The sequence below is a fragment of the Bacteroides sp. 3_1_23 genome (genome assembly GCF_000162555.1).
In the GTDB taxonomy this organism is placed as follows: domain Bacteria; phylum Bacteroidota; class Bacteroidia; order Bacteroidales; family Bacteroidaceae; genus Bacteroides; species Bacteroides ovatus.
Window position 1 is genome coordinate 2,562,510 of the sequence record NZ_GG774949.1, and the last position, 25,918, is coordinate 2,588,427.

23 protein-coding genes and 1 pseudogene are annotated in these 25,918 nt (G+C 42.9%); 3 read left to right on the forward strand and 21 right to left on the reverse strand.

The window, feature by feature from the left end; all coding sequences use genetic code 11:
• Window positions 1-180: 180 nt before the first annotated feature.
• The 8 genes from HMPREF9010_RS14200 to dnaN all read right to left on the reverse strand — a co-directional run bounded on the left by HMPREF9010_RS14200 (window position 181) and on the right by dnaN (window position 9,324).
• Window positions 181-435, reverse strand: a complete 255-nt coding sequence (locus HMPREF9010_RS14200) for a hypothetical protein (protein ID WP_008648583.1) — start codon at window positions 433-435, stop codon at window positions 181-183.
• A gap of 183 nt (window positions 436-618) precedes the next feature.
• Window positions 619-1,563, reverse strand: a complete 945-nt coding sequence (locus HMPREF9010_RS0124355) for a tyrosine-type recombinase/integrase (protein ID WP_032852542.1) — start codon at window positions 1,561-1,563, stop codon at window positions 619-621.
• Window positions 1,564-1,922: 359 nt separating this feature from the next.
• Entirely contained in the window at window positions 1,923-3,629 is a 1,707-nt protein-coding gene (locus HMPREF9010_RS14195; protein ID WP_032852644.1) for a serine protease, read from the reverse strand.
• A 1-nt stretch (window position 3,630) separates the two neighbouring features.
• Window positions 3,631-4,374: a 23S rRNA (guanosine(2251)-2'-O)-methyltransferase RlmB gene (gene rlmB / locus HMPREF9010_RS14190; RefSeq protein ID WP_004297025.1), complete on the reverse strand. Its 744-nt coding sequence runs from the start codon at window positions 4,372-4,374 to the stop codon at window positions 3,631-3,633.
• A 41-nt stretch (window positions 4,375-4,415) separates the two neighbouring features.
• Window positions 4,416-6,077 carry a DNA repair protein RecN gene (gene recN / locus HMPREF9010_RS14185; protein WP_008648586.1) on the reverse strand — a complete coding sequence of 554 codons (1,662 nt, stop codon included), beginning with the start codon at window positions 6,075-6,077 and terminating at the stop codon, window positions 4,416-4,418.
• A 33-nt stretch (window positions 6,078-6,110) separates the two neighbouring features.
• Window positions 6,111-7,319, reverse strand: a complete 1,209-nt coding sequence (coaBC, locus tag HMPREF9010_RS14180; RefSeq protein ID WP_008648587.1) for a bifunctional phosphopantothenoylcysteine decarboxylase/phosphopantothenate--cysteine ligase CoaBC — start codon at window positions 7,317-7,319, stop codon at window positions 6,111-6,113.
• Entirely contained in the window at window positions 7,319-8,098 is a 780-nt protein-coding gene (locus tag HMPREF9010_RS14175) for a 3'-5' exonuclease (protein ID WP_004297028.1), read from the reverse strand. The genes coaBC and HMPREF9010_RS14175 overlap by 1 nt, the downstream gene beginning before the upstream one ends.
• A gap of 101 nt (window positions 8,099-8,199) precedes the next feature.
• A complete protein-coding gene (dnaN, locus tag HMPREF9010_RS14170; RefSeq protein ID WP_004297029.1) occupies window positions 8,200-9,324 on the reverse strand; it encodes a DNA polymerase III subunit beta in 1,125 nt (374 codons plus the stop codon).
• Between the two features lie 153 nt (window positions 9,325-9,477).
• On the opposite strand from dnaN, the gene HMPREF9010_RS14165 reads away from it, so the two are divergent.
• Window positions 9,478-9,852 (forward strand): DUF3127 domain-containing protein, encoded by a 375-nt coding sequence (locus HMPREF9010_RS14165; protein WP_004311494.1) that lies wholly within the window; start codon window positions 9,478-9,480, stop codon window positions 9,850-9,852.
• A 105-nt stretch (window positions 9,853-9,957) separates the two neighbouring features.
• On the opposite strand, the gene HMPREF9010_RS14160 is transcribed toward HMPREF9010_RS14165, so the two are convergent.
• The 5 genes from HMPREF9010_RS14160 to HMPREF9010_RS14140 all read right to left on the reverse strand — a co-directional run bounded on the left by HMPREF9010_RS14160 (window position 9,958) and on the right by HMPREF9010_RS14140 (window position 15,226).
• Window positions 9,958-11,532, reverse strand: a complete 1,575-nt coding sequence (locus tag HMPREF9010_RS14160) for a DUF3352 domain-containing protein (RefSeq protein ID WP_008648588.1) — start codon at window positions 11,530-11,532, stop codon at window positions 9,958-9,960.
• 83 nt (window positions 11,533-11,615) lie between these two features.
• A complete protein-coding gene (locus tag HMPREF9010_RS14155) occupies window positions 11,616-12,374 on the reverse strand; it encodes an MBL fold metallo-hydrolase (RefSeq protein WP_004311496.1) in 759 nt (252 codons plus the stop codon).
• 10 nt (window positions 12,375-12,384) lie between these two features.
• Window positions 12,385-13,377 carry a UDP-N-acetylmuramate dehydrogenase gene (murB, locus tag HMPREF9010_RS14150; protein ID WP_008648590.1) on the reverse strand — a complete coding sequence of 331 codons (993 nt, stop codon included), beginning with the start codon at window positions 13,375-13,377 and terminating at the stop codon, window positions 12,385-12,387.
• A gap of 47 nt (window positions 13,378-13,424) precedes the next feature.
• A complete protein-coding gene (locus tag HMPREF9010_RS14145; RefSeq protein ID WP_004297036.1) occupies window positions 13,425-14,273 on the reverse strand; it encodes a DUF4348 domain-containing protein in 849 nt (282 codons plus the stop codon).
• Window positions 14,273-15,226 carry an NAD-dependent epimerase/dehydratase family protein gene (locus HMPREF9010_RS14140; RefSeq protein ID WP_004311497.1) on the reverse strand — a complete coding sequence of 318 codons (954 nt, stop codon included), beginning with the start codon at window positions 15,224-15,226 and terminating at the stop codon, window positions 14,273-14,275. Before HMPREF9010_RS14140 ends, HMPREF9010_RS14145 begins: the two co-directional genes overlap by 1 nt.
• 136 nt (window positions 15,227-15,362) lie before the next feature.
• On the opposite strand from HMPREF9010_RS14140, the gene kbl reads away from it, so the two are divergent.
• Entirely contained in the window at window positions 15,363-16,556 is a 1,194-nt protein-coding gene (gene kbl / locus HMPREF9010_RS14135; RefSeq protein ID WP_008648592.1) for a glycine C-acetyltransferase, read from the forward strand.
• 202 nt (window positions 16,557-16,758) lie between these two features.
• Window positions 16,759-17,166 carry a DUF2721 domain-containing protein gene (locus tag HMPREF9010_RS14130; protein ID WP_004304023.1) on the forward strand — a complete coding sequence of 136 codons (408 nt, stop codon included), beginning with the start codon at window positions 16,759-16,761 and terminating at the stop codon, window positions 17,164-17,166.
• 31 nt (window positions 17,167-17,197) lie between these two features.
• Here the strand turns inward: HMPREF9010_RS14130 and HMPREF9010_RS14125 are convergent.
• The 8 genes and pseudogenes from HMPREF9010_RS14125 to hisA form a co-directional block, all read right to left on the reverse strand.
• A pseudogene (locus HMPREF9010_RS14125) lies at window positions 17,198-19,461 on the reverse strand (ATP-binding protein).
• Between the two features lie 156 nt (window positions 19,462-19,617).
• Window positions 19,618-20,097, reverse strand: coding sequence for a ferritin (locus tag HMPREF9010_RS14120; RefSeq protein ID WP_004304025.1), 480 nt, complete (start codon window positions 20,095-20,097; stop codon window positions 19,618-19,620).
• A 141-nt stretch (window positions 20,098-20,238) separates the two neighbouring features.
• Window positions 20,239-21,399 (reverse strand): diaminopimelate decarboxylase, encoded by a 1,161-nt coding sequence (gene lysA, locus HMPREF9010_RS14115; protein ID WP_004304026.1) that lies wholly within the window; start codon window positions 21,397-21,399, stop codon window positions 20,239-20,241.
• A gap of 78 nt (window positions 21,400-21,477) precedes the next feature.
• Window positions 21,478-22,797, reverse strand: a complete 1,320-nt coding sequence (locus HMPREF9010_RS14110; RefSeq protein ID WP_004304027.1) for an aspartate kinase — start codon at window positions 22,795-22,797, stop codon at window positions 21,478-21,480.
• A gap of 13 nt (window positions 22,798-22,810) precedes the next feature.
• Window positions 22,811-23,539: a cell division ATP-binding protein FtsE gene (locus HMPREF9010_RS14105; protein ID WP_008648599.1), complete on the reverse strand. Its 729-nt coding sequence runs from the start codon at window positions 23,537-23,539 to the stop codon at window positions 22,811-22,813.
• Between the two features lie 41 nt (window positions 23,540-23,580).
• Window positions 23,581-24,192, reverse strand: coding sequence for a bifunctional phosphoribosyl-AMP cyclohydrolase/phosphoribosyl-ATP diphosphatase HisIE (gene hisIE, locus HMPREF9010_RS14100; protein WP_004304029.1), 612 nt, complete (start codon window positions 24,190-24,192; stop codon window positions 23,581-23,583).
• 130 nt (window positions 24,193-24,322) lie between these two features.
• Window positions 24,323-25,078, reverse strand: coding sequence for an imidazole glycerol phosphate synthase subunit HisF (hisF, locus tag HMPREF9010_RS14095; RefSeq protein ID WP_004311503.1), 756 nt, complete (start codon window positions 25,076-25,078; stop codon window positions 24,323-24,325).
• A gap of 103 nt (window positions 25,079-25,181) precedes the next feature.
• Window positions 25,182-25,901 (reverse strand): 1-(5-phosphoribosyl)-5-[(5-phosphoribosylamino)methylideneamino]imidazole-4-carboxamide isomerase, encoded by a 720-nt coding sequence (gene hisA, locus HMPREF9010_RS14090; RefSeq protein WP_004311504.1) that lies wholly within the window; start codon window positions 25,899-25,901, stop codon window positions 25,182-25,184.
• Window positions 25,902-25,918 lie beyond the last annotated feature (17 nt).

The following is a 25,918-nucleotide window of genomic DNA, read 5'->3' on the forward strand; positions in this document are numbered from 1 at the left end:
TGCTTTATGTCAATATGTAAAAGATCAATACTGCCTTACTATCACCCCAGTGGTATTCCTATAGATAAACGCAGCAGAAAATTAAACGAAATTATTTCGATAAGATTGATATATCAAAAAGATAATATCAAAATTGAGTGTACATATTGTGGGTATATTATGTTTTTTAATAAGGAAACATTACTCAACCAAGTTTTTTGAGCATGATGTAATTTTTACAGTTGTTATTCTTGGCGGGTCAAGAGGAAAATCTTCATCGGTTGAATACCCCCATTTAAGGATTCTTTCTGATGAAGATTTCATCTCTTTCGCCATTTCTTCATTAGTTTTCCCCCAACAATCTAAATTCTCTTTTGCAATTCTAACAGCAGTTAATCTATTGTACGCTGCAAATTCATTCACTAGTCTTTCTAAAAGTTCTTCTTTCTTTTCCATAATCTTTAATTTTAATTGTTTATAAAAAAAGCCCGGATTCTCCGAGCTATAACTTTTTGTTATACGGTGTCAGTATCGTCTAAGTGCCATATTTTTACCTATCTTTGTAGCGAATATAATTCCGTTACCTAAGAAGTAACATCAGCATTAAGTCCCTAATCCATAATGCTTTAATAATATTAATCAGAGCATTTTAAAATTACAAACGTAAGAATAATTCAATTTATTTACTTTTGTTCTTTCTTCCAATTCGAAACCCTTTAAATATATCTGTGTTGTTTTAATAGATTTGTGTCCTAGTGATTCGCTAATCATTTCGATAGGTACACCTCTGTACTTAGCAGTCGTAGCCCAAGAATGACGAAGCGTATACGACGTGACGGGCGAATGTAGCCTTAATTTTCTGGACAGGCTTTTCAACTCATTATTAAAACGTCTCAAAGCTGACTGATACTCACGATAGGCTCCTTCTTCATTCCGCTTGTACGCTCCGCTTAATATCCGGAAAAGATAATCAGGATAGCCAGAACTCCGGGTGTCAGATTTATTGTACAATCCCCCAATTGCATTCTGCGCTGACTCCAGCACTTCTATACTCATAGGAGTACCGGTCTTGGTACGATTGTACTTCAAAAGCCCCCGCTCCAGATTGGACTTTTCCAAATGGGCTAAATCAGAAAAAGGCATTCCACAAAACTGAAATAACAGATTGGCAATGGCCTGCGTCCGGCGAAGCTTTTCCGATTGAGGATCTTTGTTTAATAGCATGTGAAGTTCGCTGATCGGGATAGCTTTCTTCTGACGTGTGTCCACCCCGGTAAAAACATCCCGGAACAAACCATGTACATAAGGAGCCTGATGCATATCGACACCACGATTGTAGATACTACGCAACATACGCATATACGTAGAAATCGTATTGGGCTTCAAACGGGAAGCCATCAGATAGTTGCTATACCTCTTTAGAGTTTCACGGTTTATCTTACTAAACGTGATGGATTGAGTTCCACAAAACTGCGAAAAAGAACGAATAGCGTGTTTATACACATGGGCCGTAGAATAACGACCCTCTTGTCGCAAACAGTCGATGTAATTGTTTGCACAAATAGTAAATCGATTTTTTTCCATAAATTATAACTTATCTCATACGTGTTATTAAAAACGTGCGGAATATAGTAAGATTATAGATAAAATGAACCACGATTTTAAATTTACTTACTGTTTTAGATAGAAATTCGAATTATTTCTAAAAAAAATAAGTGAAGCCATGCAGTATTTTCAATAACCATGCATTTAACTTATAAAAGAGGGGAAAAAGGGAAATCAAACCATATATCATTAAAACCTACAACCTGAACTTAACAAGTGAAGTGGGGAAAAATAAAAAAGAGAGAGAGTTTTTTATACAACGTCCCCAAAAACGAGGAATCCCTGCCAATTTTCGAGTTGGCAGGGATTCATTTTTTATCTTCAAGAAGATGATCTTTTTACTTGCAGTATTTGGTTATCAATTCATCTGCATTCGGATCACCCAATTCTTTCGCTTTCTTAAAGTTGCCGCAAGCTTCATCTGTCTTCTTCAGCTGTATCTGGCAAAGTCCCAATAAACGGTAAGCCTCACCATATTTAGGATCAGTCTTCAATATATTATTTAAAATCTGAATGGCTTCTTCATACCGTCCTACACGGAGGTTTACAACTGCATGCTCTGCCTGGTAGGTGAGGTCTGTCGGATTCATCTCGATGGCCTTGGCAATATCGTCTAAAGCGCGTTGAAACTGACGTGCTTTCAAAGCTGCCTGTTCGCGATAATAATAGAACACGTCGTTCACTTCTCCCTTGACTGCCGTATGGTAAGCATCATAATCGAGCATTGCATTTCGCGCCTGATCGGCATTCATATTCATCTGCGCACGTTCCAACAAATATGGAGCAAAGTCGGCCGTAATCGGTTGCGGGCAACGGGCAATACAGCTATCCATTAAGGCTACCACTTCTTTCGGATCCCCTTTCAGCAGTTCTTTCGTCTTGGCAGCACTAAAGAAAGTGGCCGGAGAAGCAATATTGCTAGTATTTACCTTTTCATAAGCAGCCAAAGCACCAGCATAGTCTTGTTGGGCAAACAGTATATCACCTTCCATTTGAATGTAAATTGGCAGCGGATCAATAGCGATTGCCTGACGGACATTCTTCAAAGCGGTGTCATACGTCCAGTCTTTATAAGTTTTCTCCGGCTTCGATAATTGATAAGCATACATTAGCTTACCTATATTATAATATACATCATCTTTCTTCTGGGCTACTTTCAGAGCCTGATTAAAGTCGGCAACGGCTTTATCATACCAGGTCTGATCATCTTTACCTTTAGATGCATAATAATTGGCACGACGGAGATAACCATCTGCATTGGCAGGGAACTGGCGAATGAAGTCATCCAACAGCTTTTCATAGTCCTCGCCCGAGAGGCTCGAAGAGGCCATGAACAGATACACTAATGCCTGATCTTCCGTTTCGGGTAAACCTTTCCGGATACCAATGCTTTTCAAGGCAGCGTCTCCCAAAGAAAGAGCACTGATTTTCTGCGACATGGCAAAAGCTGCTCCCGCCGCATAACAAGTAGTCACCGTATCGATACCGGATGATTTCTGCGCAATACCAAATACCTGACCTTCCGCATTCATCACCGGACAGCTCACCATCTTATCTTTCATATGCATGCTCAATGTATAATAATGGTATTCTCCGGCTACTTTGGAAACATCTTTCACCTTACCAGTAACGCAAGCGATACTTTTTTGTGTAGAATAAGGAAGCATCCACGCATCGGCTCCTGTCACCGGGGCTGTTTTAGCAACGACCAGCGCAGGCACTTTCTTCTCGGTGATAGCCACACGAAACTTAATGACATCATACATGTCATTCGCTCCAAGTATCAGGCTGACCGGCATCTGCTTGCCTTCGGAAGTAATCACTACCGCACGTTCAGCTCCTTTAAAAAGAGTATAATCTGATAAAGCCAATCCATCTTCGGACACAAAGAATCCGTTTCCCGTATTCAGCATTTTATCATTCTTGTCATAAGTCACTATTGAGAAGACTGCACGTTTTGCCTTCTCTACCCATTTTGGGGTTTGTGCCATGCTTCCTTGTACCAGGAAGAAAAGCAGCAAAGGTAGAATTAAAATCTTCTTCATATCAGTCATTGTTTCTTTGTTTCACAGCTTCGTAAATCAGGATACCGGCAGCTACAGAGACATTCAGGGATTCGATAGTGCCCAGCATCGGAATTTTCACCCATTCATCACAGAGGGCAAGGTTTTCATAAGAAACTCCTGTATCCTCAGCTCCCATTATGATGCAGAGGGGACCTGTATAATCGGCCTTGGTATAGTCATAATCTCCTTTTTCGGTAGCAGCCACAATGCGGAAACCACTATCTTTCAGATATTGCAGAGTCGAACGGAGGTTCTGCTCACGGCATACCGGAAGAGTATGTAGCGCTCCTGCCGATGTTTTCACGGCGTCAGCATTGACCGACGCACTACCCCGGACAGGAATAATCACGGCATCGACAGCCGCACATTCGCAGGTACGTGCAATCGCCCCGAAATTGCGTACATCGGTCACTCCGTCGAGCATAACAAAAAACGGATTTTTTCCTTGCTCAAACAAGAAAGGAACAAGATCCTCCGCTTTCTGATAAGTCACAGAAGAAATGAAGGCGATCACTCCTTGATGATTTTTCCGGGTAATACGGTTGATACGCTCTACCGGAACACGCTGAACAGGTATCAACGTACCTTTCAAAGCTGCAAAAAGCTCCTTGGAAAGATCACTTTGAATATCTTTCTTCACGAGGATCTTATCTATCTCTTTTCCAGCCTGAAGGGCTTCTATCACGGCACGAACGCCGAAAATCATTTCACTTTTATCTAACATCTGGTTGATTTACTATTTTACTATTTACTATTCACTATTTATCAGTTACGGGCAAGCAGGGATTTGGCATTGCTAAGGGCAGCTTCGGTCAGAGTGGCACCACTAAGCATGTGAGCTATTTCCTCTACCCGTTCTTCGTCAGTGAGACGGCGGATATGGCTGTTGGTTTCCGTATCGCTATCTTTCTTGTATACCTTATAATGAGCACGCCCACGGGCAGCAATCTGCGGCAGGTGGGTGATACTGATTACCTGACGGTTGCGGTCGCCCATCTCCTGCATCATGTCCGCCATACGGTCGGCTATTTCACCGGAGACCCCGGTATCTATTTCATCAAATACGATGGTCGGCAGCTTGACGGCTCCGGCAATCATTGCCTTGATAGAAAGCATGACACGAGCGATTTCACCTCCTGAAGCTACGGAAGAGATATTCTGCAAGGTGCCGTTCTTATTGGCGGAAAACAGGAAGTTGACTGTATCTTCTCCTTGCAATCCCGGCTCTTTCTTCAGTCCCATTTCTATCTGGAAACGAACATTCGGCATTCCTAATGGAATCAACCGGACAGCCAGCTGTTTTTCTACTTCACGAGCAGCTTTCGTACGGGCTTTGGTCAGCACTTCTGCCTGTTGTTTCACTTGTTTATATTGTTCCTCTTTGCGAGCAGTCAGTTCGGCGATACGCTCATCATAGGAAGTGATGTCCGACAATTTGCTGCGGTATTCATCCGTTAGCGCTATCAATTCATCAAGGGTTTGTACCCGATGTTTCTGCTGTAAGGAATAAATCAGATTCAACCGTTCATTCACTTCGTCCAGACGGACCGGATTGAATTCAACGGAGTCACTTTGTAAAGAGACTTCGTGCGAAATATCTTTCAGTTCGATATAAGCGCTCTCCATACGTTCGGTAAGTTCCTTAGCCGGCTGATATACTCTTTGCAGATTATTCAGTGTATTCAGACTGTCTTTCAGATAAGAAAGCAAGCCACCTTCATCCGAAGTAAACGACTGCTCCACCCGGTAAAGTCCGGCTTTTATCTCTTCTGCATGACTTAATGTTTCAGCTTCCTGCTCCAGTTCTTCCTGTTCGCCTTCCACCAAACAGGCTTCTTCGAGCTGTTCGAGTTGGAAGCGGATATAATCTTCATCGGAGCGACTTTTCTCTGCCAGTGACACTAATTCAGCGAGTTCGCGATCTGTCTGTTTCCATTCGTCATAACACAGATGATATTTCGCCAATGCAGCGTCATTATGCGCCAGAATATCAAGCACATTCAACTGAAATCCTTCTTTATTAAGCAGCAGATTCTGATGTTGCGAATGTACATCTATCAGCTGTTCGCCCAGCTCTTTCACTTGTGCCAACGAAGCAGGAGTATCGTTGATGAATGCCCGGCTCTTACCGGAAGACTGCACTTCACGACGCAAAATGCACTCTTCATCATATTCCAACTCGTTTTCTTCGAAAAACGGACGCATACCATAGGCAGATATATCGAAACGTGCCTCTATGATACATTTGGAAGCTCCGTGGCGAATCGCTTTCACATCGGCACGCTGTCCTAACAGGAGTCCGATAGCTCCCAGAATAATTGATTTTCCGGCTCCCGTTTCACCTGTTATAACGGAAAAGCCTGTTTCAAAACTGATATCCAGTTTTTCTATCAATGCGTAATTCTGAATGTATAGTGAACGTAACACCTTCTATTTTAATTAAAGATTAAAGATTAGAAATTAAAAACCGGAAGACAGAGTAACTACCAGACGGTCGATGATGTCTTGGGCTACTTCCGTCTTCGGCTTCAGAGGATAGTCTGTACGACCTTTCCTGTCGATGATACTTATTTTATTGGTATCATGGCGAAAACCGGCTCCAGCATCATTCAACGAATTGAGCACAATAAAGTCGAAGTTTTTGCGTTCGAGCTTTCCTTCGGCATTCTGCTGCTCATTATTGGTTTCGAGGGCAAAGCCAACCAATAACTGATTTTTCCCTTTCAGTGCTCCTAAATTGGCAGCGATGTCTTGTGTTGCCTGAAGATGGAGGGTTAGTTCCTCTTCTTTCTCCCGCTTAATCTTCTTGTCGGCCACTGTTTCCGGACGGTAGTCGGCTACTGCCGCACAAAGAATACCTGCATCAGCATCTGGAAAATAGATCTGTGAAGCCGCATACATTTCTTCTGCTGATTCCACATCTACACGCCGGATACGGGAATGTTTCGTTTTGAGTTGCACAGGACCTGTTATCAATGTCACCTGCGCTCCGCGACGGGCACATTCTTCTGCCAACGCAAATCCCATCTTTCCGGAAGAATAATTGCCTATGAAACGCACCGGGTCAATTTTTTCGTAAGTAGGTCCGGCTGTAATCATCACTTTCTTTCCGGATAGTTCATCACTCGAAGCGAAGAATTCATCCAATACCCGGATGATGTTTTCCGGCTCTTCCATACGTCCCTTTCCTACCAAGTGGCTGGCTAATTCTCCTGTTCCCGGCTCGATAATGTGATTACCGTAGGAACGCAGTATATCCAGATTTTTCTGGGTGGCGGGATGGGCAAACATATCGAGATCCATTGCCGGAGCAACAAACACGGGAGCTTTTGCCGAAAGATAAGTTGTTATGAGCATATTGTCGGCTATTCCATTGGCCATTTTACCGATAGTAGAGGCAGTGGCAGGTGCAATCAATACAGCATCCGCCCACAATCCGAGATCGACGTGGCTATTCCACGTTCCGTCACGCTGGGCAAAAAACTCACTAATGACTGGTTTGCTGGTCAAAGCCGAAAGAGTGATGGGAGTAATAAATTCTTTTCCCGCCGGAGTAATTACGACTTGCACTTCCGCTCCCTGTTTTATCAGTCCACGAATGATATAGCACGCCTTGTACGCGGCAATACTGCCGGTAATTCCAAGAATTATTTTTTTTCCTTTTAGCATTATTTTGTAATCAAATTACTCATTTCACGCAAACGGATTTTTGTCAATGCCGCCTTAGTGTTCAACGTGAAATCACTATTCAAAATCCAACTGTAATATCCGGGATCTTTCTTCAAAACCTCGGCTACAGACATTCCTTTATATTTTCCGAAGTTGAACACTTCCACCCCATTATCATCGTACACCATGCGTCCGGCAAAGTCTACATTCTTGCTGAAACTTGAATAATCTGCCAGGAACGCAATATCATTCTGAAGATCGGAGTAACGGTCGAGTTGTGCTTTCAGCACTTCGTAAGTGGCCCGTGTATCTGCTTCGGCAGTGTGTGCATCTTCCAGATTCTTGTCGCAATAGAATTTATAGGCAGCAGACAGGGTGCGTTGTTCCATTTTGTGGAAGATCACCTGTACGTCTACAAATTTGCGTTTCGTCATATCAATGTCCACTCCGGCGCGAAGGAACTCTTCAGCAAGGACAGGAATATCAAAACGATTGGAATTAAATCCTGCCAAATCGCAACCTTCAATGTCCCTGGCTATGTTTTTCGCCACTTCTTTGAAAGTAGGGCAATCGACTACGTCGGCATCATAAATGCCATGTATAGCAGAAGATGCTTCCGGGATATGCATTTCAGGATTGATACGTAATGTTTTTGCTTCTTCATTTCCATTCGGATATACTTTCAGATAGCAGATTTCAACAATTCGGTCTGTGTTGATATTGGTTCCGGTTGTTTCTAAATCAAAAAAAACAATGGGATTTTTCAGGTTTAATTTCATTTCTAATTATTTTTTCCACCACAGAGTAACACAGAGTTCCACAGAGTGTTTTATGTATTTATTGCTCTGTAGAACTCTGTGTTATTTTGCGGTGATTACTATTAATCATTTAGCATCATCGGCATCAGCAGCATCAGCAGGTCTTCGTTTTCTTCCTGCTCTACCGGGATGATTACTCCGGCACGTGAAGGATCTGCGAGTTCGATGACTACTTCGTCTGCTGAAATATTGTTCAGGATATCGATGAGGAATGTCGATTTGAAACCGATGCTCATTGCTGCACCTGCATACTGGCAAACTTGTGTTTCTTCGGCAGAAGTAGAGAAGTCAATATCTTGTGCGGAAATCACAATCTGGTTTTCCTGCATACGGAGTTTAATTAAACTGCTTGCCTGCGATGAGAAAATAGACACACGACGCAAAGCTCCTACCAACTGTTGACGGTCTACGGTCACTTTGTGCGGGTTGTTCTGCGGAATTACCGAGTTGTAGTTCGGGTAACGTCCTTCAATCAGGCGGCAAACCATCCGGTAGCTTTCGAGCATGAATACAGCATTACGTTCATCGAATTCGATCGTCACTGTGCCTTGTTCTTTCGGCAAAAGATTCTTAAGCAAAGTAGCCGGTTTCTTTGGAAGGATGAAGGCTGCACGCTCGTTACCTTTGGCTGCCAATGTCTTGCAACGCACCAGTTTATGACCGTCTGAAGCAACCATTGTGATGTCTTCTGTGGTAATATCGAAATAAATACCGTTCATCACCGGACGAAGTTCGTCATCGGCAGTAGCAAATACCGAACGGTTGATACCTCCCAGAAGTACACTTGCCTCCATTTCTACACGGACTGCATTATCACCCAGTGTAGCCGATTGCGGGAATTCATCCGCATTCTGCCCCATCAGGCTGTATTTTCCGTTCTGGTACTGCACTGTTATTTCATAATTATCCGGATTGATTTCAAATGTAAGTGGTTGTTCCGGGATTTCTTTCAGTGCATCAAGCAATGTTTTCGCTACTACGGCAAAACGCCCGTTTGTATCGCTTTCATTCACTTCTACGGTAGTCACCATCGTTGTTTCACTGTCGGATACAGTCACAGACAATGTTCCGTCTTCCAATTCGAAGAGGAAACAATCGAGAATTGGCAGCGCATTTTTTGAATTAATCACACGGCTGATGGCCTGTAAATGGCTGGAAAGAGCAGTACTTGAAACGATAAATTTCATATATTTTCGTGTATTTAAGTTTTAAATGTTCTATCGCACAAAGTTACGAAAAAAGATTTGGGCTGCCCAATAAAACAAAAGAAAAAAACAGGCATTGTGTGAGGGATATTACTAAAAAATTGTAACTTCGCCCCAGAATTTAAAATTATCGCAATGGAATTTACAGGAAAAATCATCGCTATCCTCCCCCCGAGAGGCGGAGTTTCAAAAACTAGCGGCAACGAGTGGAAATCACAAGAGTACGTTATCGAAAACCACGACCAATATCCGCGCAAGATGTGCTTCGACGTATTTGGCGCAGACAAAATTGAGCAGTTCAACATTCAAATGGGCGAAGAACTAACTGTATCATTCGACGTTGACGCCCGTCAGTGGAACGATCGTTGGTTCAATAGTATCCGTGCATGGAAAGTAGAACGTGTTGGTGCAGGTGCTCCGATGGCTTCCGGTTCTCCCGTTCCTCCCCCACCTCCGTCAGCTATGCCGGAATTTACTCCGGGGGATGCCAAAGACGATCTGCCATTTTAAACCGAAAGCCATTCGCCGGACGAATAAGCATAAAAAACTCCCGATAGGATTAAATTCTGTCGGGAGTTTTTTTTAGAAAAACGATTGTAAACAAACGGTCATTTTTTATTCTGATTTATATTTCAAAACAATGTTAGGATATACCACTCCGTCTGTACAGGCAAACTGAACAAAGAGGGTGAAATTATGGAAAAAATCGGCGTTACGCAGAAAAAAATCCGGTACAAAACGAACGTGGTTTTCTGATTGCCGAAATATGTGGTCAAAATCCGCCATCAACATAAAGTGGTATGAATCAGACAAGTGATCCATGCCTGCCTGATAGGCCATTACTCCATTAAGCACTTCGCCTTTATCCAGTTGGCGAATGTATTGTGACAGAGCATTCTCATCAGGAGCAAGCAACAAACGCCCGTCATAGAACGCCGCATACACATCCAAAGTGGCCTCCACAAAACTGGTCAGTTGTTTAAACAATGTTGTTTGAGGCAACCGATAGACCAAGTATGCCTTATTTACAGTATAACCAAAAGTAATACGGGGAGTTTTTCTTCCTTCATCTGCTGAAGCAGTATTGACAAGGGTACGAAGCATCCTTTCAGCTTCCGTCACATCTGCCACAGACAGGCTCAAGACTGCCGCTGCATCCTGCAACGTATCTTCACGCTGGAAGAGACAGGCAACCAGGTCTTGCCCGGCATTTTCCATCAGATAGCGGGAAAATTCCTTATCTCTATTCTGCACTTCACTCGTGCGGACTGCCCCGTTCTGCTCCTGCGCATTTCCATAAGAAAGTAAAGACGCCCAGTCCGTAATCCCCTGTCTGCTAAAATAGAAAGCAGTGGAGGGCAGTGCTTCACCCGGGAAGCCTTTGACTGATTGCTGCTGGCGAAGTTGTTTTATTAATGCAAAACAAGTGTCTGCATCATGAGTGATGCCGGAGAAATAGATAAAATCATCTTTCATCTTCATGTCAAATTCCGTCCATCCCATCATCCCTTTCATACGGGCATAGATTGTGGCGGTCGCTGCACTTTTTTTGGGAGCACGCACTCCTGTAAAGGTAGGATCATCTGCCAATGATTTACCACTCTTATATGCATCAATAACGTTTTCAATCAGTTTTTTCTGAAAACTTAATGCCATAAAATCAGACGTCAGATAGCAGGCTAGAAAATCACCATCTGCCATCGGGTAAATGATTATTTCCTCTCCTTTGTAAACAAACGTTTTCGGTGGATAAAGCGAAGATATATATTTACGCACAAACCTGTTTACCAATTCCTTATCCCCATTTCCCAATCTGCAATAAAGTACCTGGTTCCGTTCGTTATCCGGTTCGTGGAAACTAATCAGCATCTGATTCATTTGCCGACTCAAGCCATGGGGAGTATCTTCCGAGAGGGCATAAAGGCTTTGTTTCAGATAAGAAAAAAGTTTGGATACATAAAGATATTGCTGATTTTTACTACAAGTCAGATCATCGACCTCCGCTACAAACTCGAGCACATCATCGGTAACAAATACGGCTGAAGTGGTGGATGGAACCAGTTCATAAAGATCAAAATCTTTCTGCCCTTCGGCCGCCGACAGTCTAAAAAAAGAGTACAATGCGAAACCTGAGCACAAAAGTACAACAGAAGACGTGATCGCTATTTTCACTATCGTACGAAGTTTCATAATATTCGCTGTTTATCGGCTAGGTGCAAAAATAATAATTTCTACAAAGAAAACAAAACTTTTGCTAAAAATTTCACCGATAATCAAAGATAGATATCCAATCCGTCGAATGCCAGGTGAATATTTTCCGGAAGGCTCTTTTCAACCTCCGCATGCAAGCCCATATCATGACTCATGTGTATAAAGTACGTCTTCTTTGCCTGAATGCGCTGCGCCACTGCCAATGCTTCTTCCAAATTCTGATGAGTAGGATGCGTGGCAATCCGAAGTGCATTCACTACCAAAACATCTATTCCCGCCAATTGTTCATAGGATTCTTCGGGCATGGTCAGCATATCAGTGATATAACCTAATTGCCCGATACGATATCCCAGAATAGGCAATCGGCCATGCATCACACGTAAAGGAAGTACCTCCGTGTGGTTAACAGAAAAGGCCTGCCCCACCGAGATTTCCTGCAAAGGAATGTCAGGAACTCCCGGATAACGATGGTCAACAAAGCAATAGGGCATACGCAAGCGCAAGCCTTGCGCCACATAATTTTCCGCATAAATAGGCACTGAACCAAATCGGCAAAACGGACGCAAATCGTCCAACCCGCCCACATGGTCATAATGTTCATGCGTAATGAGCACACCATCTATCTTCTCAAAAGGAAGACGCAATACCTGTGTCCGGAAATCCGGACCGCAATCTATCAAAATTCGCGCATCATCTGTCTCAACAATAGCAGATGCACGCAATCGGTTATCTTTCGGATCGGTAGAAGTACAAACCGGACATGTACAGCCGATTTGGGGTACTCCCGTCGATGTTCCACTTCCAATGATTCTTACTTTCACTTGTTACTTCTCAATTTATTAAGTTAACTTCCGGGTGGATATCAATGCCGAACTTCTCATGAACAGAGGCTCGGACTGCATCTGAAAGCGCAAGAATATCGCTACCTTTTGCTCCACCAAGATTCACTAACACCAGCGCTTGTTTATCATGTACGGCAGCCGGACCTAAGGCCTTACCTTTCCAGCCGCATTGGTCGATCATCCATCCTGCCGGAATTTTCACCCGATCTTCTGCCAGCTCATAGTAAGGCATCCGGGGATATTCCTGCTGCAGGGCTTCCAGTTTTTCTTTCGGCACAATGGGATTCATAAAGAAGCTGCCGGCATTTCCCATTACCTTCGGGTCGGGCAACTTGCTCTCACGAATATCAATTATCACTTTCCGTACAACAGAAAGCGTCAATGCCGGATATTTTTCAAGCTCCTGACGAATGGTTCCATAATCTAACGTATAATGTTCTTTTTTACTAAGTCGGAAACGGACATAGGTGACAAAAGCCGACTTGTTTTCCGGGCGTTTAAAGATACTGTTACGGTAGGTATATCCACACTCTTCCACCGAATAAACGCGTTCTTCAGCTTGAATGTTCACCGTTTCCACAGCTGTTATCAGATCTTTCACTTCAACGCCATAAGCTCCGATGTTCTGTACCGCGCTCGCTCCGACCTCACCGGGGATGAGCGACAGGTTCTCCGTTCCATACCATCCATGTTCTACGCAATATGCAACGAAGTCATCCCATACTACTCCCGCTCCCACTCGTACCGACACAGAGTGTTCATCTTCCTCCGTCACTTCGATTCCTTCAATGCGGGAATGGAGTATCAATCCGTCGTAATCTTTGGTAAACAACAGGTTACTGCCGCCACCAATATGCAAAAAAGGTGTCACAATGGCACCTTGCACAACCAGCTTCTTCAGTTCTTCAACCGAAGAATATTCTAAAAAACGAGCGGCACTGACATCGATGCCGAATGTATTGTAGGGCAAAAGAGAATACATATATTTTTAGTTATAAGTTATACTGTTATAGTGCGTCGTAACCTGTATCAGATACTTGTATCTTCAAACTTATACAATTCCCATTCTCCGGCTTTCCGGCGGAAATAAAGGATATTGGAAAAACCATTTCCGATACCTTTCAACGCCAGGATTTTCGTGGGCGAATCATCGTCATTCCGCTGTCCGTAATTAATATTAGAAAGGCGGTCGACAGGAAGTACCGGTTTGAAGGCAAACCACTGATTAAGATCGAGGGTTGTCTCCAAAATGGAGAAATCATCGTCCGGATCACTGGTTACAAAAGCCAACGGCTCCCGCACACGCTGACTCTGAAAAAGACTATCCGTTGCAAAATGTCCGAAAAACTCAACAAAGTTTTCATTATCACTTTGTTCAATGGGCCGCAGGTTGATTGCCTCCAGTATCCATGCACCTTTGATACGTTCAAAATAGTATCTTTTCACCATTCGTGTTTTCACGAACATCCACTCTACCTGCACAGAAGTGAGGGAGGTATCTCCTACTAGATCCATGTCTTCTTCTCTATCAAACAGCAGTGTATAATAATGCTGCTTGGTAAACAAGTCGTCATGCTTCCAGTTGCGTTCCTCGATGTTTGACTTCTTATCTCCATTGTAGTAGGGCAATGGAAATTTCACACGCTGACGCTGTAACACATCATCGGAAGCAAAATTGTAAATAAAATCATCAAAAGATTCATCCGCCTGTATAGGCTGCGGATCTTCCGGCGATTTGTCATGGTGGCTAGAATCGGCTATCTGCCGGACTGAATCCACCTCTTTAGTAATAGATGCGAAGGGGTCAATATTTGTTTTCTTGTTTCCACAAGAGCTCAATATACCGAGCAGTATGACCCCTGCAATTAGTTTTTTCATTATTTCAGTTTCTCTCTTAACTTTTCAAGCATATCCACCGTCATGCTTTCCAAATTGTAGGCCGGCTTCCATCCCCACTCTTCACGAGCACAGGTATCATCCAGACTATCGGGCCAGCTATCGGCTATGCGCTGCTTCAAAGGATCTATATCATAAATCATCTCAAACTGCGGCACATGCTTCTTGATAGCTTGATATATCGTTTCCGGATCGAAACTCATGGAAGCGATATTGAAAGCATTGCGGTGTATCAATCTTGCCGGATCGGCTTCCATCAGTGTGATTGCTGCATTCAGCGCATCCGGCATGTACATCATATCCATTAAAGTGCCTTGCTTAATGGGGCACACAAACTTTTCTCCTTTCACTGCCGAGTAGTAAATATCGACAGCATAATCGGTCGTACCTCCTCCCGGAGGGGTCACATTCGAAATAATGCCCGGAAAACGGACAGCACGGGTATCGACACCGTATTTATTAAAATAGTAATCACTCAATAACTCTGTCGTTACTTTAGTGACTCCATACATGGTACGGGGACGTTGAATGGTGTCCTGCGGTGTTTTCGTGTGAGGCGTACTAGCGCCAAACGAACCGATAGAACTCGGAGTAAACACTGCGCACCCTTGTTCACGTGCCACTTCCAGCACATTCCACAATCCATCGATGCCTATTTTCCAGGCCAGCTTGGGTTTCGACTCGGCAACTACGGACAACAGAGCAGCCAAATTATAAATCGTATCAATGTGATACTCTTTTACTACAGATGCGATCGCTTCTCCGTCCGTTACATCAGCAATAGCCGACGGTCCGGACTCCTTTAATTCCCCTTTAGGTTCTGCACCCGGAATATAACCTGCTACTACATTTGCATTTCCGTAACGTTTCCGTAGCTCCATCGTCAGCTCCGACCCTATCTGTCCGGTAGCTCCAATAATCAAAATGTGTTCCATTTTTTCTTCTGACTTAGAATATCAAGCTTAAATAGTGCGCAAAGTAAGCACTTTTTTTTCAGATTTTAATCAAAAAGACATTGTTATTCCAAGAAAAATTGTGTCCTTTGCAATATAACTTAATCACCCAAACACTATGTACGGTAAAATGCAAGAATATCTCCGCCAAACATTGGCTGAAATTAAGGAAGCCGGACTTTATAAAGAAGAACGACTGATTGAAAGTGCGCAGCAAGCTGCCATCACTGTAAAAGGTAAGGAAGTATTAAACTTCTGCGCAAACAACTATCTAGGATTGTCCAATCATCCCCGATTAATCAAGGCTTCGCAGGAAATGATGAACAACCGTGGATACGGAATGTCATCCGTCCGTTTCATTTGTGGAACACAAGATATACACAAAGAACTGGAAGCTGCCGTCTCGGACTATTTCCAGACTGAAAACACGATTCTGTATGCTGCCTGCTTTGACGCTAACGGCGGTGTATTCGAACCGCTTTTCTCTGAAGAGGATGCCATCATCTCGGACTCGCTAAACCACGCTTCTATCATTGACGGGGTACGTCTTTGTAAAGCGAAACGTTACCGTTATGCCAATGCTGACATGAAAGACCTGGAAAGATGTCTGCAAGAAGCGCAGGCACAACGTTTCCGTATTGTTGTTACGGACGGTGTGTTCTCAATGGATGGCAATGTAGCTCCGATGGATCAGATTTGTGATCTTGCCGAGAAATACAATGCGTTAGTAATGGTGGACGAGTCTCACTCTGCCGGTGTGGTAGGTGCCACTGGTCATGGCGTAAGCGAGTTGTATAAGACTCACGGACGTGTAGATATTTATACCGGAACGTTGGGTAAGGCTTTCGGCGGTGCACTGGGAGGATTTACCACCGGGCGTAAAGAAATCATTGATTTACTCCGTCAACGTAGTCGCCCGTATTTGTTCTCCAACTCATTGGCTCCGGGTATCATCGGTGCAAGTCTTGAAGTTTTCAAGATGCTGAAAGAGAGCAATGCATTACATGATAAACTCGTCGAGAATGTAAACTACTTCCGCGATAAGATGACGGCTGCCGGATTTGATATTAAACCGACACAAAGTGCTATCTGTGCTGTTATGCTATATGATGCGAAGTTATCCCAGATTTACGCTGCACGTATGCAGGAGGAGGGTATCTATGTGACAGGTTTCTACTATCCGGTAGTGCCGAAAGATCAGGCCCGCATCCGTGTACAGATTTCTGCAGGACACGAAAAAGCACATCTTGACAAGTGTATCGCTGCCTTTATCAAGGTAGGTAAAGAGCTCAACGTATTGAAAGCGGAATAACTCCGAAGCAAGGTTTCCTTGCGGAATCTATATTTTAGGCGCGGATTACACGGATCACACAGATTTCACGTATCTTACACAGTTGCTTTATAACAAGCTTCATTCTAAAAAACGTATAATACGTGAAATCTATGTAATCTGCACCTAAATTCTCTTTTATAAAATGAATTTTGAACCGCTACTTGACTACAAAAAATAGATTATGGAAGAACTGACCCTCACTACTCCTGCCCTACTTTTCTCGGCAGTTTCATTGATTTTGTTGGCTTACACCAACCGTTTCTTATCGTATGCCCAACTTGTGCGCCAACTGCGTGACCGCTACGTGGAGAACCCTTCGGATATCACTGAAGCTCAAATCGAGAATTTACGGAAACGGTTGAACCTGACCCGTACAATGCAAGGACTGGGTATTGCAAGTCTTTTTCTTTGCGTAGTCAGTATGTTTCTTATTTATATCGGACTGCAATTATTTTCTGCTTACGTATTCGGACTGGCACTGATTCTGTTGATAGCCTCTCTAGGCGTATCTTTCCGCGAAATACAGATTTCCACCCGTTCACTGGAGATTTACTTGGGAACGATGGAGAAAGGGAAAAACAAAAAATAACACGGTTGACAATCCCTCCTATTAAGTTTTATCAAGACACTACCCGGCAAGGAAGGATGACCGTAAAGCGACTTCCCTTGCCTACTTCGGATTTGAGTTCAATCCTTCCACCCAGTTTTTCTATAATTACCTGACAAATAGAAAGCCCCAATCCTGCTCCCTGTGAAAATTCGTTCTGTTTGTAGAAACGGCTGAAAATCATCCGTTGTTCTTCGCGTGGAATACCTCTCCCAGTATCTTCTACATAAATCCGCACATGCCCCTCATCCGGCAGATAAATATACCCTAATTTGATATATCCGGTTTCCGTAAATTTACTGGCGTTATTCAAGAAATTTGTTAGAACTTGTATCAAGCGCTCTCTATCCACATTAATTTCCAAAGGTATATTATCCACTTCTTTCAGGAATTCCAGGCGTGGAGCAATCAATACCTGGTGAGTCATATAAATGTCATCAATCAGCTCTCTCACCCTACATTTCTTAAACGAGAAAGACATATAGCCTGATTCGATACGAGAAAGCTCCAAAATATCGTTAATCAATTTGAGCAACAACTCGCTGTTCTTATTAATAGTGCCGATGTATTCTTCGCGTTCTACGGAACTCAATCCATCTTCCAATGCCAGAATATTGGCAAAACCCACAATCGAATTAAGTGGAGTACGTATCTCATGGCTCATATTTGCCAGGAATGATTGTTTCAATTCTGCCTTTTCAGCGAGTAAGCGTGCAGCTTCCAGTTCCTCTTCACGATCTTTTATATCTTGTATGTTGAGCAGCAAACCTGCTGTTTTATATTCACCACCCGAAAGCTGTTTAGTAGTATAACGAAACTCCCACCACTATAGCCTTTACCGTCGAAGTTACAAAGCTCCTGCACAATTTTTTTATGAGCACTTTTCAGATTTCGCCAGTTGAACTTCACTCCCTCCCAATGATCGGGATGAATAAAGCTCATGAATTCCTTAAACGATAGTTGTCTAGGATTTAACCCTTGCGACGCCCAGAATGCATCTTCAAAAACAAAACAACCCTTATCCAATCTCCAAGCATACGTCATTCCACCCTCAATGGCTAATGACAATGTTTCTTTTTCATCAGCCAATGCTATAAGAGCCTGTTTTTTCCTCATCTGTTCCCGAAGATATAGCCACCAAAGAGAAGCAAAAAGTAAAATCAGGAAAAGAACAAATGAAGCGACTAAGGCTCCCCACAAAAATGGATATTCATCTCTGAACGGAATATTGATAATACGATATTTAGCAGGAATACTTTCCTTACTCAAACCAATTTGCGTCATTGTATTCCAGTCTACGACATACTCTTTCCGGCTTTCAACAATGGGTATATCCGAAGGGCTTGCGCCATGTAATATGCGAACGGCAGTTTTCACCTCTTCTTCTACCTGAATAGGCAGCGAAGTGATGTATCCACCCAACAACTTCTCACCAAACCCAAAGGCTTCATTGATGGCTGTCAGACTAGGACTACCACAGATACTCCCAATATTAATAGTGGTGTAATCACGTTTCAACTGGATATAACATTGATCGCGGTAACTCCTGTTCAAAACCCACATAAAAGTAGCATTCGAATGGTTTCTGGCATTACGCAAAGGAATAGCCATGAAACGGGTATAGCCTTCTTCCTGTGCCAAACGTATCTGTTCTTCAGGAGAAAGTTCGGGATTATCTATGAATCCGGTCACTTTATATCCTTTAAACTGCTCCTTTGCATCTCTTCTGATTTGTCTGTCGATATAGGTAGTATCAAGCATGGTAAACAAACGAACGTGCTCACCGAAAAGCTCTTTTGCCACACTGATATTCTCATTAAAGGCTATCTTGTCATGGAAGCCTGTCACGTTGGGATGATGTTTCAGTAATCCCCAATTCGGATAATTGACACCACCAAAAACTACAGGCACTTCTTTCGCCAACTGAATTCCGCATTTCATCAATGAATAAGTAGCCTAGTCTTCATTCACCAGAATCACTTCCGGCCGCCAGTCTTTCGATACGGAATCAACCAGAAAGCGCATCCGCTCAAGTTCCGGCTCTTCCCAGTAGGATTCACAGTCTAAATAAACGGTACGAATATCAGCATCAATTTTCTCTTTTTCAAATTGCTCCGCTATCATCCGGTTAAATTCCGGATAAGCCGCATAAGTCTCCTCATAAGAGTGGATAACCAGAATACGCCGTTCTTCTTTTTGAGAACAACTACTCACCCCCAAAAAGAGCAATAAAAATACAGGGAGCAATCTAAAAATTCCTCTATTCACACCATTCATTTATAATAATCGGGATTAATTTTTCTCTGACTCGTAATACAAAGGTAGTTTATTTTCGAACATATAAGCCTAATAAGTGAAAAAAAAGAAGCTGTCTGAACAGAAATTCAGGCAGCTTCTATCTATATAAAGAACTATTTTTTCAGAGTAGCATCATTAACGCTGTCCCAATTGTGAATCTACAAAGAAAATTCCGGTATCACCAGCCTTCTTGATCTTGTCAACAATGCCTTGTGCTGTAGCTTCTTCTTCTACTTGTTCGCGAACAAATCCCCACAAGAAATCCTGTGTTGCTTTATCCTTTTCAGCAGCAGCTACGTCTACCAGCTTGTCTACCAATTGAGAAACATGACATTCATGCTTGTAAACGTGTTCAAACACTTCGAGAGGTGTACCCCATCCGTTAGGAACAACATCTATTTTATCTACTTTAGCAGTTCCTCCACGTTTGATGATATAATCTGCCATTGCATAAGCGTGTCCCATTTCTTCCTGGGATTGCTTTTTCATCCAATGAGCAAAACCGCTGAAACCTTCTTTCTCAAAATAGAAAGACATTGCTAGATACAGGTTAGCAGACCACATTTCAGCAGTAATCTGTTCGTTAATTGCATTCTGTAATTTTTCTGAAATCATAATCGTATTTTTTATTAAGTTGTTAATGTAGTTTCTTTTTGAACTCATTACAAAAATAACAAGCTTTCAGTTAAAATTGTTCCATGCACCCTATATTTTTAAACTACATTCACATTTTGATTGTAGTGGTTCATTTTTTACTTACACCAGTTCGTCGGAAGTATATCCTTTCGGCAGTTCACGACAGTTGTATCCGGAAGCCATTATTTCACCATAAGCACCAGCAGAACGAAGGGCTATCAAGTCACCACGCTTCACTTTGTTCAGGTCAATTGCTTTTCCGAAAACATCCGACGATTCACAGATCGGTCCTACTACATCGTATGCCTCCAATGGTTCTTCGGAAGTAATATTTTCCATTTTATGGAATGCCTGATACAGAGCCGGACGGATAAGATCGGTCATACCTGCATCCAGGATGGCAAATTTCTTCCGTGTGCCTTGTTTTACATACAAAACCTTAGAGATTAAGGAACCGCACTGTCCTACAACTGCACGTCCCAATTCAAAATGCAAGGTCTGATAAGGACGTAATTTCAGTTGTCCGGCATAGGTAGCAAAGTAATCCTTGAAGTTCGGAATAGCCTGACGATTGGGATGTCCGTAGTCAATTCCCAAACCACCTCCTACATTAATGTGTTCTACCAGAATTCTGCGAGCTTCCAATTTATCCTGCAATTCATTGACACGATTACAGAGAGCTACAAAATCGCCCATATCCAGAATCTGTGAACCAATGTGGAAATGAAGCCCGATAAACTTTACGTTTTTCATCTCCTGCGCCACATCTATCACCTTGTCCATATCCTGCATGCTGATACCGAATTTGTTTTCCGCCAAACCGGTAGTGATATTTGCGTGAGTATGTGCGCCTACATCCGGATTGATACGGAAAGCAACATTAGCCACCTTATTTTGAGCAGCAGCCAATTCATTGATTACTTCCAGTTCGGGAATAGACTCTACATTGAAACAGAAGATGCCGTACTCCAGCCCGAGGTTAATTTCCCAGTCTGCTTTACCTACTCCTGCAAAAACAACTTTATTGGCCGGAAATCCTGCACGGATAGCGGCACGAATTTCTCCACCGCTCACACAGTCGGCTCCCATTCCGCTCTCACGGATGATGGTAAGTACTTTCGGGTTAGCATTTGCTTTAACAGCGTAATGCACTGAATAATTAGGATATTTGGCAACCTCATGGTTAATAGCCGACAATGTATCGCGCAGCACTTTGGTATCGTAATAATAGAAAGGTGTCTGCAAAGTGCGGAATTTATCGATTGGAAATATTCCCTTCATAATTCGAAAAACTTGTTTAGTTGGTTAAAAAAGAGCGCTTTTATCAGTTCGGTAAAAGCGCTCGTATTATTTGTGGAATTATTTGCCGTTGAAAAGCATATCGCTCAACGATTGTAAAGCTACTTTCTTATCACACTCCCGAATGAGGAAGGAGATGTTATAGTTACTTCCTCCAAACGAGATCATTCGCACCGGTATATCGCGCATCGCATCGAGTGCTTTTGCTTCAAAACCGACATTTTCCCATTCAAGGTCACCTACAACGCAGATGATACACATTTCTTTATCAACGGTTACTGTTCCGTATTTCTTCAGGTCGTCCAGAATCTCATTAAGATGTTTCGTGTTATCTATCGTAACAGATACACCGACTTCTGACGTACAGATCATATCGATAGATGTCTGATAGCTTTCGAAGATTTCGAACACCTTACGCAAGAAACCATGAGCCAATAACATGCGGCTGGATTTAATCTTAATAGCAGTGATGTTATCTTTTGCAGCTACTGCCTTAATCTTGCCTTTTTCCGTATCGTTAGAAATCAGTGTGCCCGGAGCCTCCGGATCCATTGTGTTCAACAAGCGGACAGGGATATTGGCATATTTAGCCGGCTGGATACAAGTAGGGTGCAGAATCTTTGCACCGAAGTAAGCCAACTCGGCTGCTTCTTCGAAGTGCAGCTGGCGTACCGGAGCGGTCTTGTCAACAATACGCGGGTCGTTATTGTGCATACCGTCGATATCTGTCCAGATCTGGATTTCGGAAGCGTTCACTGCTGCTCCGATCAGAGAAGCGGTGTAGTCGCTACCACCACGTTGCAGGTTGTCTATCTCACCGTAAGCATTGCGGCAGATGAAACCTTGCGTAATGTAGATTTCCGTATCCGGATAAAGATCCAATTGAGCACGCAATTTATCCTTAATATATACGGGGTCCGGTTCTGCGTTCTTATCAGTACGCATGAATTCCAAAGCCGGAAGCAACACGGACTTCACACCGCATTCCTGCAGGTAAAAGTTTACCATCGCCGTAGAGATAAGCTCTCCCTGTGCCAAAACCACTTTCTCTTCGAACAAAGTGAAAAGGTCTTTAGTATAGGAGCGGATGTAGTCGAAGTGGGATTTGACAACTTCAAGACCTTTCTGTTTATATTCCTGGGTTGCAAAAAGCTCATCAATATGCTGTTTATATTTTGCTTCCAGCTTATTAATAATCTCGTTGGCACCCTCCGGATTCTTCTTATACAGATAGTCCGAAATTTCCACCAATGTGTTTGTTGTTCCTGACATAGCAGAAAGAACAACAATCTTCTGTTCACCATCGGTAATCAATTTGGCTACTTCCTTCATGCGCTGAGCAGAACCTACGGAAGTTCCTCCAAACTTTAAAACTTTCATTTTCGTTACTGTTTTAGTTATCTATATTTAAATCTATTTCTATTGTTCTCTGTCTGAGCATATATTCATCAGTCACATCTACAATCTGATGGTCGGCACAACGATATACCCTGCCCGGATAATCTTTCAACAGTTGCAAATTGTGCGTCGTCATCACTACCGATGAGCCGGATTCGCAGATATTGTGCAACAATTCAACGATGGCTTTACCTGTTTCCACATCCAGATTTCCGGTTGGTTCATCCGCCAGGATGATAGCCGGAGAATTGAGTACGGCACGTGCAATCACAATGCGCTGCTGTTCGCCACCGGAAAGTTCGTTCGGAAGTTTATAACCTTTGTTGGACATTCCCACCAGTTGAAGCACTTCTTCAATACGATCCTGTATCTCCTGTTTGTTTTTCCAGCCTGTGGCACGAAGCACAAATTCCAGGTTATTATATACAGTACGGTCTGTAAGCAGCTGAAAATCCTGGAATACAATGCCTAACTTGCGGCGCAGTTGCGGGATATGCTTACGTTTGATAGATCGCATATTATAACCCAGCACTTCCGCTTCACCGTCAATTACGTCCAGTTCGCCATAAAGAGTCTTAAGCAGACTCGTTTTTCCCGAGCCTACTTTTCCGATCAAATAGACAAACTCTCCTTTGTGCAATTCCAGATTTACATCACTTAGCACACAGAGTTCCTGTTGATGGATTTCTACGTTCTTATATTGTATCAACGCCCCGTCATCCATGCCGACTCCCGTTTTAATTTTTAATTTCTAATCTTTACTTATTAATGCTTCTTCCAGGTACTGCTATGTCTTTCCTGCAGTTCACGTGCAAGATCTTCGATGCGATAGCCTTTTGAAGCAAGCAATACAATCATGTGATAAATGAGGTCGGCTCCTTCGTAGATCAAACGTTCGTCAGTACCGTTCGTTGCTTCGATCACTGTTTCCACAGCTTCCTCACCTACTTTTTGAGCTATCTTATTGATTCCCGACTCAAACAGACTGGTCGTATAAGAACCTTCGGGCATCTCTTCGTGACGCTTGTCTATGAAGTCCTGCAATGCTTTCAGGAACATGACTGGTTCTTCGTTTTTCTCCCCCCAACAAGTATCTGTGCCTGTATGACACACAGGACCTACCGGATCTACTTGAATCAATAATGTATCATTGTCGCAATCAGCCTTTATAGATACAACATGAAGGAAGTTACCGCTTTCTTCACCTTTTGTCCATAAACGATTCTTCGTACGGCTAAAGAATGTAACTTTTCCGGTTTCCACCGTTTTATCATAAGCTTCTTTATTCATGAAACCCAGCATCAAGACCTTACGTGTCTCGTTGTCCTGTATGATAGCCGGAACGAGTCCGTTCATTTTATCGAAATCCAATTCCATTTTTATATAAGTTCTAATTACTATTCCAATTTACAATTACTACCTATTCGCCTACGGAATTCTTTTGCAGACAGTTCCTATATTTATCTGACTATATAATCCATCCGCAGGAAAACCCGGCCGGGGTGCCTCACCCCCTGATGGTAATTCCTTCGCCGCAAAGATACGATTTTAATTCGGGAATTTTAATTTCTCCGAAGTGAAAAACACTGGCAGCCAATGCAGCATCTGCCTTTCCCTGTAAAAAGACATCACGGAAGTGCTCCTTACAGCCCGCACCTCCCGAAGCTATGATGGGAATAAAGAGTTGATCCGCTAAAGCGGCAAGTGCTTCATTTGCATAACCGGCTTTTACACCATCGTGATTCATGCTTGTGAAGAGTATTTCTCCTGCTCCGCGTTCCTGTGCTTCTTTAGTCCACTCGAACAGATCTTTATCCGTTTCGATGCGTCCTCCGTTCAGGTAACATTTCCAACCGTTTTCGGTCTGTTTGGCATCTACAGCCAACACACAAACTTGTGAGCCGAAATTCTTTGCTATCTCGTCAACCAACCGGGGATTGCGGATAGCGGAAGAATTGATAGAAATCTTATCTGCCCCTGCATTCAGCAGACGGTCTACATCACTTAATTCATTGATTCCACCACCTACGGTAAATGGGATATTGATATTAGCAGCAATCCGTTTTACCAATTCCGTAAAAGTCTTACGTCCTTCATGGCTTGCAGTAATGTCCAGGAAAACAAGTTCATCCGCTCCCTGTTCACTGTAAGCACGACCTAGCTCCACCGGATCACCGGCTTGGCGCAAGTTGACAAAATTCGTTCCTTTCACGGTTTGTCCGTCTTTTATATCCAGACAAGGTACTATTCTTTTTGCTAACACAATCCTATTTTATTTATTGTTCAACAATTTATAATCTATATTCCTGAAGCTCGATTCTTATCTTCCTTATAATAAAGGTATCTTATTTATTCCGATACGCTCATTACAGAAAGATTCTCAAATCTTGTAAGGTGATATGTCCTTCGTATAATGCCTTACCGAAAATAACTCCGGGAACACCGGCCTCATCCAAGGCTACAATATCATCCATCTTGCTCACCCCGCCACTAGCCATCAGATAAAGGTCAGGGAATTTTGCCAACACCTCTTTATACAAATCGATAGAAGGGCCACTCAACATTCCGTCACAGCTAATATCCGTACAGATTACTTTTCGTATACCTTTATCTATATAATTTTCGAGAAATGGAAAAAGTTCACAGGCACTTTCATCTTTCCAACCATTGACGGCTATCTTATGTTCTTTTACATCTGCCCCCAAAATAATCTTCTCACTGCCGTATATTTCCAGCCAATGACAGAATAATTCCGGATCTTTCACTGCAATGCTTCCTCCGGTTACCATCTGCGCACCGCTCTCAAAAGCAATTTTCAAATCTTCATCACTCTTTACTCCTCCACCAAAATCTATGACAAGAGAAGTGCGTACAGCAATCTGTTCCAACACCCGATAGTTAACGACATGATGAGAAGCAGCACCGTCCAAGTCTACCACATGAAGCCTGCGAACACCGTTCGCTTCAAACTCCTTTGCAACTTCCACCGGGTTCTCATTATACACCTTTTTACTATCGTAATCTCCCTGGGAAAGGCGTACGCACTTTCCATCAATAATATCAATGGCTGGAATAATTTCTATCATCTATTTACTATTTGTAT

What these genes read in the sequence shown, in the direction of transcription:
- HMPREF9010_RS14175 (WP_004297028.1), bottom strand. Translation starts at nt 8,098, where the DNA reads ATGAAATTAAACCTGAAAAATCCCATTGTTTTTTTTGATTTAGAAACA.
- HMPREF9010_RS14140 (WP_004311497.1), bottom strand. Translation starts at nt 15,226, where the DNA reads ATGGAACACATTTTGATTATTGGAGCTACCGGACAGATAGGGTCGGAG.
- HMPREF9010_RS14145 (WP_004297036.1), bottom strand. Translation starts at nt 14,273, where the DNA reads ATGAAAAAACTAATTGCAGGGGTCATACTGCTCGGTATATTGAGCTCT.
- HMPREF9010_RS14130 (WP_004304023.1), top strand. Translation starts at nt 16,759, where the DNA reads ATGGAAGAACTGACCCTCACTACTCCTGCCCTACTTTTCTCGGCAGTT.
- HMPREF9010_RS14195 (WP_032852644.1), bottom strand. Translation starts at nt 3,629, where the DNA reads ATGAAGAAGATTTTAATTCTACCTTTGCTGCTTTTCTTCCTGGTACAA.
- HMPREF9010_RS14120 (WP_004304025.1), bottom strand. Translation starts at nt 20,097, where the DNA reads ATGATTTCAGAAAAATTACAGAATGCAATTAACGAACAGATTACTGCT.
- HMPREF9010_RS14110 (WP_004304027.1), bottom strand. Translation starts at nt 22,797, where the DNA reads ATGAAAGTTTTAAAGTTTGGAGGAACTTCCGTAGGTTCTGCTCAGCGC.
- HMPREF9010_RS14105 (WP_008648599.1), bottom strand. Translation starts at nt 23,539, where the DNA reads ATGGATGACGGGGCGTTGATACAATATAAGAACGTAGAAATCCATCAA.
- kbl (WP_008648592.1), top strand. Translation starts at nt 15,363, where the DNA reads ATGTACGGTAAAATGCAAGAATATCTCCGCCAAACATTGGCTGAAATT.
- HMPREF9010_RS14160 (WP_008648588.1), bottom strand. Translation starts at nt 11,532, where the DNA reads ATGAAACTTCGTACGATAGTGAAAATAGCGATCACGTCTTCTGTTGTA.
- HMPREF9010_RS14165 (WP_004311494.1), top strand. Translation starts at nt 9,478, where the DNA reads ATGGAATTTACAGGAAAAATCATCGCTATCCTCCCCCCGAGAGGCGGA.
- HMPREF9010_RS14200 (WP_008648583.1), bottom strand. Translation starts at nt 435, where the DNA reads ATGGAAAAGAAAGAAGAACTTTTAGAAAGACTAGTGAATGAATTTGCA.
- murB (WP_008648590.1), bottom strand. Translation starts at nt 13,377, where the DNA reads ATGTATTCTCTTTTGCCCTACAATACATTCGGCATCGATGTCAGTGCC.
- rlmB (WP_004297025.1), bottom strand. Translation starts at nt 4,374, where the DNA reads ATGTTAGATAAAAGTGAAATGATTTTCGGCGTTCGTGCCGTGATAGAA.
- dnaN (WP_004297029.1), bottom strand. Translation starts at nt 9,324, where the DNA reads ATGAAATTTATCGTTTCAAGTACTGCTCTTTCCAGCCATTTACAGGCC.
- coaBC (WP_008648587.1), bottom strand. Translation starts at nt 7,319, where the DNA reads ATGCTAAAAGGAAAAAAAATAATTCTTGGAATTACCGGCAGTATTGCC.
- HMPREF9010_RS0124355 (WP_032852542.1), bottom strand. Translation starts at nt 1,563, where the DNA reads ATGGAAAAAAATCGATTTACTATTTGTGCAAACAATTACATCGACTGT.
- hisA (WP_004311504.1), bottom strand. Translation starts at nt 25,901, where the DNA reads ATGATAGAAATTATTCCAGCCATTGATATTATTGATGGAAAGTGCGTA.
- lysA (WP_004304026.1), bottom strand. Translation starts at nt 21,399, where the DNA reads ATGAAGGGAATATTTCCAATCGATAAATTCCGCACTTTGCAGACACCT.
- hisIE (WP_004304029.1), bottom strand. Translation starts at nt 24,192, where the DNA reads ATGGAATTGGATTTCGATAAAATGAACGGACTCGTTCCGGCTATCATA.